The sequence below is a fragment of the Flavobacterium sp. MMS24-S5 genome (genome assembly GCF_050320125.1).
GTDB lineage: Bacteria > Bacteroidota > Bacteroidia > Flavobacteriales > Flavobacteriaceae > Flavobacterium > Flavobacterium tyrosinilyticum.
In genome coordinates this window covers 3,335,016-3,350,698 of the sequence record NZ_CP190016.1, presented here as the reverse complement: position 1 = coordinate 3,350,698, position 15,683 = coordinate 3,335,016, and the positions used below count along the sequence as shown (strand labels likewise).

The 15,683-nt window shown below is 34.9% G+C and carries 10 protein-coding genes, 1 pseudogene and 1 riboswitch; all 11 genes and pseudogenes read right to left on the bottom strand.

Features of this window, described 5'->3' with window-relative positions:
• Positions 1-79: 79 nt before the first annotated feature.
• The 11 genes and pseudogenes from ACPWTF_RS15480 to ACPWTF_RS15430 all read right to left on the bottom strand — a co-directional run bounded on the left by ACPWTF_RS15480 (position 80) and on the right by ACPWTF_RS15430 (position 15,677).
• Entirely contained in the window at positions 80-1,309 is a 1,230-nt protein-coding gene (locus ACPWTF_RS15480; RefSeq protein ID WP_427871974.1) for a DUF4374 domain-containing protein, read from the bottom strand.
• 24 nt (positions 1,310-1,333) lie between these two features.
• The gene (locus ACPWTF_RS15475; RefSeq protein ID WP_427871973.1) at positions 1,334-3,697 is read right to left on the bottom strand and encodes a TonB-dependent receptor; all 2,364 of its coding nucleotides are present in this window, start codon (positions 3,695-3,697) and stop codon (positions 1,334-1,336) included.
• 288 nt (positions 3,698-3,985) lie between these two features.
• A complete protein-coding gene (locus tag ACPWTF_RS15470; protein WP_427871972.1) occupies positions 3,986-5,386 on the bottom strand; it encodes a pyridoxal phosphate-dependent decarboxylase family protein in 1,401 nt (466 codons plus the stop codon).
• Positions 5,387-5,498: 112 nt separating this feature from the next.
• A complete protein-coding gene (locus ACPWTF_RS15465) occupies positions 5,499-6,722 on the bottom strand; it encodes a dicarboxylate/amino acid:cation symporter (RefSeq protein ID WP_427871971.1) in 1,224 nt (407 codons plus the stop codon).
• Between the two features lie 158 nt (positions 6,723-6,880).
• Entirely contained in the window at positions 6,881-7,534 is a 654-nt protein-coding gene (locus tag ACPWTF_RS15460) for a class I SAM-dependent methyltransferase (RefSeq protein WP_427871969.1), read from the bottom strand.
• Between the two features lie 206 nt (positions 7,535-7,740).
• Complete coding sequence (gene metF, locus ACPWTF_RS15455; RefSeq protein WP_095928056.1) at positions 7,741-8,697, bottom strand: methylenetetrahydrofolate reductase [NAD(P)H]; 957 nt, start codon at positions 8,695-8,697, stop codon at positions 7,741-7,743.
• 90 nt (positions 8,698-8,787) lie between these two features.
• On the bottom strand, positions 8,788-11,463 hold the full coding sequence (gene metH, locus ACPWTF_RS15450) for a methionine synthase (RefSeq protein WP_427871967.1): 2,676 nt from the start codon (positions 11,461-11,463) through the stop codon (positions 8,788-8,790).
• Positions 11,464-11,681: 218 nt separating this feature from the next.
• Positions 11,682-12,170, bottom strand: coding sequence for a hypothetical protein (locus tag ACPWTF_RS15445; RefSeq protein WP_427871965.1), 489 nt, complete (start codon positions 12,168-12,170; stop codon positions 11,682-11,684).
• Between the two features lie 37 nt (positions 12,171-12,207).
• Positions 12,208-12,735 carry a hypothetical protein gene (locus ACPWTF_RS15440; protein WP_427871964.1) on the bottom strand — a complete coding sequence of 176 codons (528 nt, stop codon included), beginning with the start codon at positions 12,733-12,735 and terminating at the stop codon, positions 12,208-12,210.
• A gap of 22 nt (positions 12,736-12,757) precedes the next feature.
• Positions 12,758-13,761 (bottom strand): annotated as a pseudogene (locus tag ACPWTF_RS15435) (homocysteine S-methyltransferase family protein).
• Between the two features lie 385 nt (positions 13,762-14,146).
• Positions 14,147-14,263: riboswitch (SAM riboswitch) on the bottom strand.
• A 361-nt stretch (positions 14,264-14,624) separates the two neighbouring features.
• Complete coding sequence (locus ACPWTF_RS15430; protein WP_274252254.1) at positions 14,625-15,677, bottom strand: NAD(P)/FAD-dependent oxidoreductase; 1,053 nt, start codon at positions 15,675-15,677, stop codon at positions 14,625-14,627.
• Positions 15,678-15,683: the final 6 nt, after the last annotated feature.

Genomic DNA, 15,683 nt, shown 5'->3' with positions numbered 1-15,683 from the left:
GCAATAAAACCATACAATCAATGCTTTAAAGCAATAATTGTATGGTCTTAATTATGTAAAAATTAAATTGTGTAACTGCTTATTTCTTTTTTGTCAATCTTGTAATTGCTGGCAAATCAACTCCGCCTGTAATTAAAGCTCCTGCTTTTGCTACACCAGTTGCAATATCAATTTGATAAACACGTCCTTCTGTATTAGTTACAAAACTTTTGTAAATTTTACCGCTTTCAATTAAAGCACTTCCGAAACCAAAATAATTGTCTCCAGCGTGATCAGGCAATCCTGTAACTGGCGTAATTGCCTTTGTAGTAAGATCGATGATAGCAGATTTTAAATTGAAAGATTTATAGTTTAAGAATCCCCAGTTTGGTTGTGCAGCGTCAATATCTGCAGGAATGTAGTTAACTAATACTTTTTCTCCACCTGCTGGATAAGCAGATAAAACTTTTCCTTTTAGAGAACTTGTTTCAAAGTCGAAGAAGTAAGTTGAATCAAATTCTGACTGTCCTTTTTTAATTCTAAGAATTCCTGAGTGAGACGCAGTTGGCGTGTAACCACATAAAACTGAATTTGAAGAGAAAGTGTAAATATCTCCAGATTCTGTTTGTACCATACCTGTATTAGTATAATATTGCCCAATTGCTGTAGTACGAGAGTCTTCTAGAGTTTTTAAGTATTTTAAAGATGGATATTCGTAAACTTTTACAACCGCTTTTTCTTGATAAAGCTTCCAGTCTTTATCACGCTCAAATGTCGAAACAAATAATTTATCTCCTGATACATTTACACTAGTTGGCCATAAAAAGTGTCCGTTAGAAATAGCAAAGTCATCATAAACACGCTTTGAAATTGTAACTGTAGCTGGATCGTAAATTAAAATTTCATTTTGAGTAGAACTAGCATCCCATGGAGAATTAATCATAACCAATTTGTTATCATCAGTAGTTCCGTAAGCATAACTATCTCCTGTAAATAAGTTTGCCGTTGTACCTAATTTACCTTCTGTGTTAAGATAATATCCAACAGATCCTTCAGCATTTCCTGTTAAAGCAAAAAATGTATTTGCAACCGGAACTAAAGCTCCTGCTTGCTCGATACCTTTACCAACCATGTTGATTGATCCAGTCATCAATTCATCTACAGATTCAAACTGCCAAACATAAACATCCCAATCAGTTGTTTGATATGAAAGCACATAAGTTTCATCAGCTGGATTTCTTACCTCTGAATTATCATTATCACTGCTGCATGAAAAAAACAGAGCAGGCAATACTGCTAAAGCCAAAAGATTTTTAATTCTTTTATTCATTGTGTTCAATTTAAAATTATATAATTAGTTTAAAAAATATCTCAGTTTAACTGCAAAAGATCTTCCTGGTTTTTGCACTTTAAAATAGTCATAGACTTTTGTGTCTGCGACGTTATTGCATTCTATTCCGATATTGTATTTTCCATTTTGAAAAGCATAAGAAGCGGCAATATTCTGTGTAAGTTGCTCCGGAATTGTTTTTCTACTGTCAGGAGTTCCATTTTTTGTAGATACTAAGTAGTATTCATCAATGTAATTTGTAAATAAATTAATTGATAAATTGTCATCTGAAGTTCTTAGTTTTCTGAAGTTTAAACCAACACTTGCATTAGCATAAAAAATAGGAACGTTTGCCAATTGAGAGCCATTATTGTAATTGATAATATTAAATCCAGGAGGGTCAAATTTATTGGTGTCAATGGTTTTCTGATGAGTAGCATTTACTTCAACTGTCAGCCAATTTTTATATCCATAATGCAAAGAAGCATCAAAACCAGTAACTCTTACACTGTATTCGTTTTGATAAATAGACTGAAATCCTTGAGTCTGGATTCGGATAAAATCTTTCGCATCTCTATAAATGAAATTTCCTTGCACTCCAAAAGAATGATCTTCTAAAGCTTTCTTGTATGCAAGTCCTGCATTAAAGTTATCACTTGCCTCTGGTTTCAAAGTCGGTGCTGGTCTAAGATTTAAACCATCTCCCAACATTTCATCGCCTGTTGGCAAACGATATGCATGCTCGTAAGACGTTTTCAATTGTAGTTCACTTGTAACAAAATAAGCTAATGCAGCTCCATATCCTATGTCATCAAAAGAGCTTTTAAGTGGGGTATAGACATTTTTACCATTAATGTATTCTAAAACATTCATACTGGTATTCAGGAAATATTTCTTTCCAAATACGATTACAGATAATTTTCTGTCAAATGCAGCAAGATTATAAGAAAGTCCTAAAATATTTTTGTTTACTACTGGAGAACCTGGTTTAGTAATTTCACGAACTTCATCGTCTTCTTTTCTTTTCAAAGTATTAACAGAATAATTAAAAGCAAAATACTGTCTGTCATTCAAATCATACTTGAAGTTAGTATTAGCTTGAAAAGAGTTATCATCGTAAACATAAATCGTTTTTTCATCATTTAACTCTCCTCCGCTATTGCTTACTACACTTGGCGTACTACTCCCATCCCATTGATATCTATAAGATGAAGTATCTACGGAACGGCTTTGAACGACATTGTACGAAGCAATGAAGTTTACAGATAAATTTTTAGTGAATAAACTGTCTTTTTTGAATTTTAGGGAAGGCACAAAAGCTTTACTATCATTAAAAGCCTGTCCAACTACTCTTTGCATAGTAGATCCCGTTTGTATTTCTTTCTTATTTGCTGAAGCCATCATGCCAATCAACAAATAATCTGCATATTTCTTTCCTTTTACTCCAACCTCAGCCATAATAGCTCCAGATTTGTAACCGTCATGAAAGTGTTTGTATTCTCGTTCTGGGTTAAATGTCCCATCTGGATTAGAAGTAGTCGCAGTAATTTTATAGCTGTTATCGGTATAATTACCAAATGCGTTAACATTAGCCACTAAACCATTTTTACCCGTAAATCTAGTATTTACAGCAACTCTGTGTGTATTAAAAGATCCAAAACTGTAAGATGCATCAATATATCTTTTTACAGATTGGTTGGTAATAATGTTTACCGCTCCTCCTAAGGCATCGCTACCTAACTCAACAGGCACCACTCCTTTGTAAACTTCGATACGCTCTGCCATGTTTACTGGAATGTTATTCAGGGTAAATGAAGATCCGTAACTGTCGATTGGAATTCCGTCCATAAAGAATTTTACCTGATTCCCTGAAAATCCATTCAATGAAAATTTAAAATCAGAGCCCATTCCACCTGTTTCTCTAATACGAACTCCAGTAGTTGTACCTAATACTTGATTTAAATCTGCTGACGAATTATATGTTTTCTTTAAATCAATTGCTGCAATATTAAAAGGCTGTTCTTTAACTCGCTCAATTTTAGACTTTCCAGTTACCTGAACTTCATCTAAAGCCGCCATATCTTCTTCGATAGTAATTTTTGGCGCAGTTTGATTGGATAGTAAATTGATTTTGGTCTGTTTGGATTTATAACCAACATAATTAACTACTAAAGTGTAATTACCTGGTTCTGCAGTAATTTCATATTCACCATTTGCATTTGTAAGGGCTGCATAATTGGTTCCTTTTAGAGCTACAGAAACTCCTTCTGCCGGCTGACCATTGTCTGCCATAATCACTCCACTTAAAACTACTTTGCCGTTTTGCGAGAAACCCTGAACCGAAGAAAGTGTCAGTAATAACAGGATTACAATTCTTTTAATCTGCATTATTTAAAATTAGTTTAAATTAAATTTGGCACAAAATTAACATCAACAATCAGGTTTAACAAATTATTTTTAGTTATTCTAAATAAAAGTTTTTATTAACGTAAAAAATGATTTTTTTCTAAAAAAAAGATGCTTTCTTAAGATTTAATTAATTTTAGATTAAAATCACATTAAAAAAAAATCAAAATAAAATCAGAAATTTAAAATCGCTTTTATAAAAAAACTTACAAAAAATAAAAAAACCTGCTTAGTAAGCAGGTTTCTAAAATGGGTTAATTATGTCTCAGATTAAATAATGTCTAATAGATCTTTCATCTCTTTAATTACTATTCTAATATCTTCTTCATTCGTCCTCCAATTCACAAATGAAGCTCTAATTCCTTTTTTGTTCTGATAAACTGTTGGCGTCATAAATACTTTTCCAGTATCATTTAAAGCAGATAAAAAGGGAGTTACTTTTTCCTGATTGTGTTCTCCTTTTAATGTAAAGCAAACATTATTTAAACGAATTGGCGCTAAAAGCTCAAAATCATTTTCTATTAAAGCATTTGCAAAATGTAAAGCCAATGCCGCACTATCTTCAATAAGGTCTCTAAAACCTTCTTTTCCGTAGGCTTTAAGCGAAAACCATACCGGCAGCGCACGCAAACGGCGTGAATTTTCAGGAAGCACATTCAGATAATTAAAATTCTCTAAAGGATTCCCTAAATAAGGCGCATTAGAATTTTGGAATGTTTCAATTTGCAGATTAACATGCTCTTTTTTAACCAAATAAAAAGCACTTTCGTATGGAACATTCAGCCATTTATGACAATCAATCGTAATACTGTCTGCTCCTTCCCAACCTTTTACATAATGTTTGTATTTTTCTGAAACTGCCACAAAACCGCCAAAAGCACCATCAATATGCCACCAGAAATTGTATTTTTCTCTTAGTTTGGCAATGGCTTCAAAATCATCAAAATCGGCGGTGTTTACCGTTCCAGCACTTGAAATCAGGATAAAAGGTTTTCCGTTTAAAGCTTTGATCTTTTCTTCTAAATCGGTAATATCCAAAGCTTCACGATTACCTTCAATTGTTTTTATAACTGTATAATTCTGGCTTCCAACTCCTAACATCGATAATGATTTTATGGAAGAAGAATGTGGAGTAGCCGTTAAAATATTGATGGTTTCAGAAATTCCATTTTTAGCAAAATCTTTTCCATACTGTTTTCCAAACCATTGTCTCGCAACTGCTAAACTGGTGAAATTGGACATTGTTGCACCTGTTACAAATCCTCCTAAAAATGTGTCGGGAAGTTCTAATAATTGCAATAATAAATTAATAGTTTCAAACTCTATTAAAGCTGAATTACCGCCCTGTGAAGTCACCGATTGTGTATTTTGATCGTAAACCGATGCCAACCAATCTCCAACAATAGAAGCGGGAGTTGATCCCCCTGTCACAAATCCCCAATATCTTGGACCAGACGAGGAAACCATCAATGGAGCCAATCTTTCATTAAATTCCTTTAAAGCTTCAATAGATCCTAAACCTAACTCATTTAGCTCCGTTTTAGGATTTATTGAATAAGTATTGGAGGTTGGAATGTTATCGATATTACTCAAAAAATCAATTCCCTGCTGTTTTGTTTTTTCTAAGATATTCTCAAAATTGTCGAGATCGTGCTGTAATTTTGAATTCATATTATATAGTGATTTACATCACGCATTGTCAGGCTGAGCGAAGTCGAAGCCATTTCACGCGAGATAAGTTGTTTTTAGTATTTATTTTAAGAATTGGAAATTTATAGTGAAGCTACCACTTTGTCTTTTCGGAGAACCTCGAAACCATCATCGAACAAATTACGTCACCGTTTGCGTTTAATAAAGTAGCAATTGGATCAACCAGAGTTCCTAAAATCATGGCAACTGGCAAAGCTTGTTCCATTGGAAAACCATAAACTGTTATGGCTAAAATTTCTCCAATATAACCTCCGTTTGGAATTCCGCCTTCCACAATTGAAACTATAACTGTAATTCCAAGTGCTAAAAGAATCGTCATCGGATCTGTAAAATCTTTCCCAAACATGGCAAACAAAAAGGTTATTTTTAAGATGGATGACATACTTGAACCGTCTTTGTGCAGAGGCGCGCCAAGCGGAATTACCAGATTTCGTACATGTGCCGGAATTCCCATTTTTTCTGCTGCCGCTAAATTGGCTGGAATGGTTGCTATACTACTACAGGTTCCTACAGCGGTTAAAGAAGGCATTATGTTATTGCTCCAAAAAACTTTAAAAGCTCTTTTTCCGCCAGCGACGAGGGCATATAAACTAAAGAAAACAAAGAAATAGAAAATACAGGCGGCGTAATAAACTGCCATTGGTTTTGCATAAACGCCTAGCAATTGTGGCCCAAAAACTCCAACTTGATAAGCAAAATACGCTCCTAAACCAATTGGCGCAAATTTCATGATGATGTTCAAAAGTTGTTTCATTACCTCGTTTCCAGAATCCAGAAAACTCTTGAAAGCATTTCCTTTTTCTCCCGATTGTAATGTGGCGAAACCTACTAAAAAAGAAAAAATAATCAACGCGAGCATACTTTTTCGAGACAATAATTCGAAGAAATCATTGGCTGTAAGCAGTTTTGCAATTTGATCTCCCGCTGATCCTGATGCTACTTCTTCAAACGGAACTTTCGCAATTGCGATATCTTCGCGAATCGGAAAAAGATAAACCGCACAAATCATTACAATCGCAGAAATTAAAATTGTAGCGAGAAAGACCAATACCATTATGACAAATAGTTTTCCTAGCTTTTCTGTTCGTTCCAGATTCGCAACCGAAGATCCGATTGTAAAGAAAATAAGCGGAATAATGGCTGTAAAAAGTAAATTCAGGAATATATCGCCAAGTGGTTTTATAATCAAAACATCTTCTCCAAACACCAATCCGAAAATACTTCCGATTATAATACCTCCAAGAAGCCATAAAATACTGCTGTAACTCTGCAAAAAATTGATTTTCTTAACTTCCATAAGTTGTAGAGAATTATAATTCGGAAAAGATTAATAATAAAGAATGAAAGTACTCAAAAAAGGATTGCAAAAATTGATTGGTTATTTTTTTGACACAGATTACAGCGATTAAAATTATTTTGTAATCTGGGCTAATCTTTATAATCTGTGGCTAAAAATTACTTTTCCAGAACAATAGTCGTAAAAGCTCTGTCGACTAATTCTCCTGTTTTGCTTTTTACTTTTTCGGTTTGTGTTTCTGTATACACAATTTTAAAATCCGATTTTTTGATTAATTCCTGCGCTTTTTCTGTACTGTACAATTCAAATTCGAATTGCGTAAAAGGCAGTTTTTTCATAAAATCTTCTTCGGCAAATGTCAAACAGAAAGTACCATTTGGTTTTAAAACCCTGTAGATTTCTGATAGTAATTCCTCAGGTTTCTGCCAAAAATAAATGGTGTTTACTGTAAATATTTTATCAAATAATTCCGCTTCAAACGGAATAGTATTTCCGTCATAAAGTGAAAAGAAAGCCTGTTTTTGAGAAACGAAATTTCGGTTGATTTGTCTTGCTTCCTGAAACATCAGTTCCGACATTTCTAGTCCGTAATATTTTAGCTTTTCGGCTTGTTCAAACAAAAACTCCACATGACCAGCGTTTCCGTGGCCTAGTTCCAGAATTCTGTTTTCGTTTGCTATATTTAAATTCTGAATCGAATGTTTGGTCATGTTGATGTTCGTTTCGTTCATCATATTACCCATTTCGATTCCTTTGTCTCCCGATGGATGTTTTAATTGAGAAGCTATGGCTTGTAGTTCTTCTTGTTTCATAATCTTTTAAATTAAATTCCAATTTAAAAATTGCTTCGCCAATTCGCTTACGCTCGGTCTAAATTCCAAGCTTTCTTGTCATTTCGGGAATTTTCACCATTAAGACATTAAGAAAATTAAGCTAAACTTTATGAGCTTAATTCTAAATGGTAAAAAGAAAATTAAGGCCTGGCTTTATGAACTTAATCTCTTAATGGTAAAAAAAACTAAAAAACCTGACTTGCAATCTGACGAATATTCTCCGATTTCCCCATTGAGTAATAATGCAAAAACGGAACTCCTGCTGCTTTCAATTCTAATGACTGCTGAATCGCCCATTCGATTCCGACTTGTTTGATTTCAGCGTTGTTTTTGCATTTATCTACAGCATCGATTAAATCTTCTGGCAAATCGATTCTGAAAATCTGTGGTAAAACCTGTAAATGTCTTTGAACCGCAATTGGTTTTATTCCAGGAATAATCGGAATTGTAATGCCCATTTCTCTTGCTTTTTCTACAAAGGCAAAATATTTTGAGTTGTCAAAAAACATTTGTGTCACCACATAATCTGCTCCTGCATCTACTTTTTCTTTTAATCTTTTCAAATCTGATTGTAAAGATGGTGATTCTAAATGTTTTTCTGGATATCCCGCAACACCAATACAAAAGTCAGCTTTGTTATCGATATCCATCACTTCATGCAGATATTTTCCACAATTCAAATCTTTGATTTGACGAACCAAATCAACTGCGTAATGATTTCCTCCTGCTTTCGGTACAAAAGATTGTTCGTCTTTCATTGCATCGCCGCGAAGCGCCATTACATTGTTGATTCCTAAATACTGGCAATCAACCAGCATGTATTCAGTTTCCTCTTGTGTAAATCCACCGCAAAGCAAATGCGGCACCGTATCTACATTGTATTTATGTTTTATAGAAGCGCAAATTCCAAGCGTTCCTGGACGCATACGAGTTAATTTCTTATCCAAAAGTCCGTTACCTTTATCAATATAAATATATTCTTCACGAGAAGTCGTTACATCAATAAACGGCGGTTTAAACTCCATTAACGGATCAATATTATCGTATAATTCCTGAATGCTTTTCCCCTTTTGAGGCGGAATAATTTCAAATGAGAATAATGTTTTTCCTTTGGCGTTTTCTATATGCTCTGTTACTTTCATTTTTTATTTTTTGTTTCAAGTTTTAGGTTTCAAGTTTCAAGTTGCTGTAGAGAACTTGAAACCTGAAACCTGAAACCAAAATAACTTTTATTAATCTGCTATATTAGGGTTTAACCATTTCATGGCGTAATCTGTTGAGACATTACGTCGTTTAGCGTAATCTACAACCTGATCTTCTTTTATTTTTCCTAATCCGAAATATCGGCTTTTTGGATTTCCAAAATAATATCCTGAAACCGAAGAAGCCGGCCACATCGCCATACTTTCTGTTAAGGTTACTCCAATTTCTTCGGCTACATTTAAAAGCTTCCAAATCGTTGGTTTTTCCAAGTGATCAGGACAAGCCGGATAACCTGGAGCCGGACGAATTCCTTTATAACTTTCTTTAATCAATTCTTCGTTGGTTAAAGATTCTTCGCTGTCATAACCCCAAAAATCTTTACGAACTCTCTCGTGAAGATATTCGGCGAAAGCCTCAGCAAAACGATCGGCAAGTGCTTTCACCATAATCGAATTATAATCGTCTAAATTCTTTTCATATTCCGCAGCCCATTCATCTACACCAAAACCTGTGGTTACGCAAAACGCTCCCATATAATCTTCAATTCCGCTTTCTTTTGGCAGAATAAAATCGGCTAAAGCAATGTTTGGAGCACCTTTTGTTTTTTGCGACTGCTGACGTAGTGTTAAGAATTTCTCCAGAACTTTTCCGTTTTCATCACGCAATTCAATATCGTCATCACCAACTTGATTCGCAGGGAAAATTCCGTAAATACCTTTCGCTTTTAGTTTTTTCTCTTCTAAAATTACTTTAAGCATCGCCTGAGCATCTTTAAAAACAGATGTTGCTTGTTCGCCCACAACCTCATCGGTTAAAATTGCTGGATACTTTCCGTACAATTCCCAAGTCTGGAAAAACGGTGTCCAGTCAATATACGGAACCAAAACATCCAGTTCAACTTCGACAATTTGTTTGCCAATTGCTTTTGGTTTAGTTGGCGTATATTCCGACCAATCCAATGGCAATTTGTTTTTACGGGCATCTTCAATCGTCAGGAAGTTTTTGTCTCTTGAACGATTTAAAAATGTTTCTCTAAACGAATCGTATTCTGCACGAATATCTGCAGCATATATTTTTCGGTTATGATCTAAAAGATTTCCTGCAACAGTAACAGCTCTCGAAGCATCGTTTACGTGAATTACAGTTTCTCTGTATTGTGGTGCAATTTTCACCGCGGTGTGCGCGCGAGAAGTAGTTGCCCCGCCAATCATAATCGGGATTTTAATATCTTGTTTGTCTAATTCTTTGGCTAAATATACCATTTCGTCAAGCGAAGGCGTGATCAATCCGCTTAATCCAATAATATCTACTTGATGTTCAATCGCCGCCGCAATGATTTTTTCCGGAGGCACCATAACACCAAGATCTACAATCTCGTAATTGTTACAAGCTAAAACCACCGAAACGATGTTTTTTCCAATATCGTGAACGTCACCTTTTACAGTCGCCATCAGGATTTTTCCGTTTCCTTGTTTGTCTCCGGCTTGTTTGCTCGCTTCGATAAATGGCAATAAATAAGCCACTGCTTTTTTCATTACACGAGCCGATTTTACTACCTGAGGCAAGAACATTTTTCCGCTCCCGAATAAATCTCCAACGACATTCATTCCGGCCATTAAATTGATCTCGATAACTTCAATTGGTTTTGTTGCTGCTAAACGAGCTTCTTCTACATCTTCTTCAATAAAAGCATCGATTCCTTTTACCAACGAATGTGTAATACGATCCTGAACAGATCCTAAACGCCATTCCTGAATGGCTTTTTCATCGCTTTTTACTTCGCCTTTTACATTTTCTGCAAAGTCCAGAAGTCTTTCAGTAGCATCGTCACGTCTATCTAAAATTACGTCTTCAACGTGTTCTAATAAGTCTTTCGGAATATCATCGTAAATCGTCAACATCTCCGGATTCACGATTCCCATCGTCATTCCTTCTTTAATTGCGTGGTATAAAAATACTGAGTGCATCGCTTCACGAACAACATCATTTCCTCTAAACGAGAACGAAACGTTACTCACTCCACCGCTGATATGTGCATGTGGCAAATTCTCACGAACCCATTTTGTTCCTCTAAAAAAGTCCAGAGCATTCAGGCGGTGCTCTTCCATTCCTGTTGCAACTGGGAAAATATTCAAATCGAAAATAATATCCTGCGGAGGGAATCCTACTTTATTTACCAAAATATCATACGAACGTTGGCAAATCTCCACTCTACGATCGTAATTATCCGCCTGACCCACTTCGTCAAATGCCATAACAATAGCAGCTGCTCCGTAACGTTTGATTAATTTGGCGTGGTGAATAAAGGCTTCTTCTCCTTCTTTTAACGAAATCGAGTTTACAACGCTTTTTCCTTGTACTACTTTTAGACCTGCTTCGATGATTTCCCATTTCGAACTGTCGATCATAATTGGCACTCTCGAAATATCTGGTTCTGCAGCAATTAAATTCAAAAATTTAGTCATTGCATTAACCCCATCAAGCATTCCTTCATCCATATTAATATCGATGATTTGTGCTCCTCCTTCTACCTGCTGTCTTGCAATATCAAGCGCCTCGTCATATTTCTCTTCCTTGATTAATCTTAGGAATTTTCTTGAACCTGTTACGTTTGTACGCTCACCAACATTCACGAAAACACTTTCGGGCGTAATAATCAACGGTTCTAATCCTGATAATACAAGGTCTCTTCTTTTTTCTGTCATTTCTTTCTAAGTTACTAAGATCCTGAGATTCTAAGGTTCTAAGTTTTTTATTCTATATTTTTAGGTTTCTAAACCTATAATCTTTTTAATATTTTGGGCGTGCCCCTCCCGGCTCGGGCTATCCGTTACAAGTACTCGCTCTTCCTTCGTCAGGCTGTGGGCTTTTCACTTCTATCCCTCACGCAGACTCGGTTTCATAAGAAATTCATTTTCTTTAATTATTTAAAATGAATATCCGATTTATCTATTCCTCTTACTTCTTGTTTTTTATACAAGATATTCCAAATCTCGGCATATAAATCTAAAAAAGGTTTCGCTTTTTTTTCATTTAGAGCATTTGTCCATCCATCATTATAACTCACCAATTTTTTTTCTCCATTTATATTAGCAAATATTACTCTTGTAAAGCTTGGATCCTTAATTTTTATTTCGCCTGTTGGCTCAAATTTCATTGGCATTTTCAAAAAATTACTTCTCTGAATCAATGAATATATTTTTTCTTTTTCATTTTCTGTCAATTCAATTTTTGTAGCTCTTTCTTCTTCTAAATATTTTCGAGAAAAAGTACTATTTTGAGAATTATAAGTATCACATCTACCATCGTTAATTACAAAATAAAAATCAGATGGTATCTCTCCTATTTCACTTCCGAAACCAAGCAAACCAAAAAGGACAAATACTGATACTATTATTCGTAATTGCTTCATTCAATAAGTTCTTCATTTAAGCATTTAAAATTATTATCTATAAAGAAATTTCGTTTAAAGATCGGAGTAAATCATTTATATTATTTTTTGCCGACACTTCGTTCGCTAATCGCAACCTTTTTACTCCTAAAATGGCATCTGATGTTGTAGCACTTCCAGATTGTTTAATATTCTTGCTGAACCTCAATTTATTTTGATAATACAATTTATATTCTATTGTAGTTTTGACCGTAAAGGTCATACCAAAAAAAGGTTGATCAACAGAAATCAAATTAATTTCAAGAACCCAATTCTCATCATTTGCAATCGAATCTATTTTCGAAAATACTTCCGATTCAATAACAGATTTTTTAAATGCTTCTCCAAAATTTTCATTAGAAATCTTAGATGTCCATAAAGGATTTGTTTTTTTTCCGCCTGTAACAGACTTAATGAAAATTTTATCTCCAATTTTCTTTTCGGCTTTATAATCTTTAACTGTCATTCCTTCGATGCTTGCTGACGAAGCACATTGCGTAAGTAAAGTTGAAAGAAAAACTAATAAAACCAGATATTTAAATTTCATATTTAATATTTCAAAAATTAGACTATACAGTTACTGGTGCCACTCTAGGCTTATAATCCTTCGCAACTTCAGCCATTAATCTAATATGATCTGGAGTTGTACCACAACAACCGCCAATAATATTGATTAAATTATCATCTAAATATTCTTTAATGAAAGCCTGAGTTTGTTCTGGCGTTTCATCATATTGTCCAAAAGCGTTTGGCAATCCTGCGTTTGGATGCGCCGAAACATTAAAACTTGTATTATGTGCTAATGTTTTTAAGTATGGTTTCAACAAATCGGCCCAAGAGCGCAATTGAATCCTACACTTAATAACGGAATATGCGAAACTGAAATCAAAAACGCTTCTACAGTTTGTCCAGAAAGTGTTCTTCCAGACGCATCTGTAATTGTTCCCGAAACCATGATTGGAATATCGATGTTTCGTTCTTCTTTTACTTCTTCAATTGCGAAAAGTGCTGCTTTTGCATTCAGTGTATCGAAAATCGTTTCTACTAAAAGTAAATCGCATCCACCATCCATTAAAGCTTCTGCTTGTTGTTTGTAAGCAATTCGCAAATCGTCAAAAGTTACGGCTCTGTAACCTGGATCGTTTACATCTGGAGACATACTTGCTGTACGGTTTGTCGGTCCGATTGAACCGGCTACAAAACGTGGTTTTTCCGGTTTTTTTGCAGTAAACTCATCGGCTACTTGTCTTGCAATTTTTGCCGATTCGTAGTTTAACTCGTAAACCAAATCTTCCATATGATAATCGGCCATACCGATTGTCGTTCCAGAGAAAGTATTGGTTTCTACAATGTCAGCACCAGCTTCATAATAAGCGGCATGAACATCGCGAATCGCTTGTGGTTGTGTTAGGGATAGTAAATCGTTGTTTCCTTTTAACGGATGTGGAAAATCTTTGAAACGCTCTCCTCTGAAATCTTCTTCTGAGAAATTATAGCGCTGCAGCATTGTTCCCATTGCTCCATCAAGGATTAGGATATTTTTTTTTATTGCTTCTTGAATTGTAATTGCCATATTTTTTTATTTTAGCTGCTAAGACGCTAAGGTTCTAAGATGCTAAGTTTTTTTTATTATGATTGTGAAGTTTAAACCTAACAGGTTTTTAAAACCTGTTAGGTTTGCTTCGGATATTTTTTTCACTTTAATTCCAAAAGTGCACTATTGCTGGCTCATTAGCCCCGATTACTTCACTTAATTTCTATTTTCATAGGAGTTCAGTGAACTCCGTTTGAAGTGGAAATCCTTTTGATTTTTTTCTTTAAAAAAGCAAAAGATTGCAACGAAAAGCGGGAACTATTGACTGCAAAAATGCGCCAATGATTCGCTCCTGATACAGAATCTGTTTCAGTAAATATTATATGTTATCGAGAAAAGTTTTGAGAAATACGAGTATGTATTTGTGTTATCTATCTTTAATACTGGAAAATGTCGTATAAAGTAGAATTTAGCACCTTCTTTATGATAAAGGGTTGCTAAGGTTTCATCGGGTCTATCCCTCCGCCTTTCGTGATAACTGACAATAATTTTAAGAACAGTGCAAAGGTATGAAATAGGGTTTCGATTTGCAAATGTTTTTTTTGAAGTTGCTTAGAGGCTAAGATACTGAGATTCTAAGTTTAAAACTTATACAATCTTAATATTTTGCTAAGCTCCAGAGGAGCATAATATTTATAAAAAAAATTAACCAAACAAACAAAAGCTCCAGCGGAGCGACACCTCTCTTCTATATCGCTCCGCTGGAGCTTTTGTTTAGACCAATATTTCTTTTCTATAAATATGCCATCCCTCTGGGATTAATTAAAAAAGCTCAAACTTTAAAAAAGTTTGAGCTTCATATATAAAATCTTAGTGTCTTAGAAACTAAGAATCTTAGCAACTTAAACAATCGCTTTCACAACCGCTTTTGGAGCTTCTTTACGAGTTCCGTCGAAACCGTCTACACCAGAAACCGTTGTATATTTCAATACATATTTTTTACCTGGATTGATGATTCCGTATGCAGCTTGGCACATTAAAGTTGCTTCGTGGAAACCACAAAGGATTAACTTTAATTTTCCTGGGTATGTATTTACGTCTCCAATAGCAAAGATTCCCGGAATGTTTGTCTGGTAATCTAATGCATTGTTTACTTTAATTGCATTTTTTTCGATTTCTAATCCCCAGTCTCCAATTGGACCTAATTTTGGTGTTAATCCGAAAAGCGGAATGAAATAGTCGCAGTCGATTTTACGGTGTGCGCCGTTTTCTTCGATATCTAGTGACTCAACGTGTTCAGCACCATTGATTCCGATAACTTCTGCCGGAGTGATTAATTTGATTTTTCCAGCTGATTTTAATTCCTGTACTTTTTCTACTGAATCTAAAGCTCCTCTGAATTCGTTTCTTCTGTGAATCAAAGTTACTTCTGAAGCTACATTTGCCAAGAAGATACTCCAGTCTAATGCTGAATCTCCTCCTCCTGCAATAACAACTCTTTTATCTCTGAATTTCTCAGGATTTTTGATAAAGTATTTTACTCCTTTATCTTCATAAAACTCGATATCTTCGATAAGTGGTTTACGAGGCTCGAAACTTCCTAAACCTCCAGCGATTGCAATAACTGGTGCGTGGAATTTAGTTCCTTTGTTTGATGTTACAATGAAAGTTCCGTCTTCTTGCTTTTCAACTGTTTCAGCACGTTCGCCTAAAGTAAAACCTGGTTCAAATTGTTTAATTTGTTCCATTAATCCGTCAACTAAATCTCCTGCTAATACTTCTGGAAACCCAGGAATATCATAAATTGGTTTTTTTGGATATAACTCTGATAGCTGTCCTCCTGGTTGTGGAAGAGCATCTAAAATGTGGCATTTTAATTTTAACAATCCTGCCTCGAATACGGCAAATAAACCTGTTGGGCCTGCTCCAATTATAAGTATATCTGTTTTAATCATTATGTT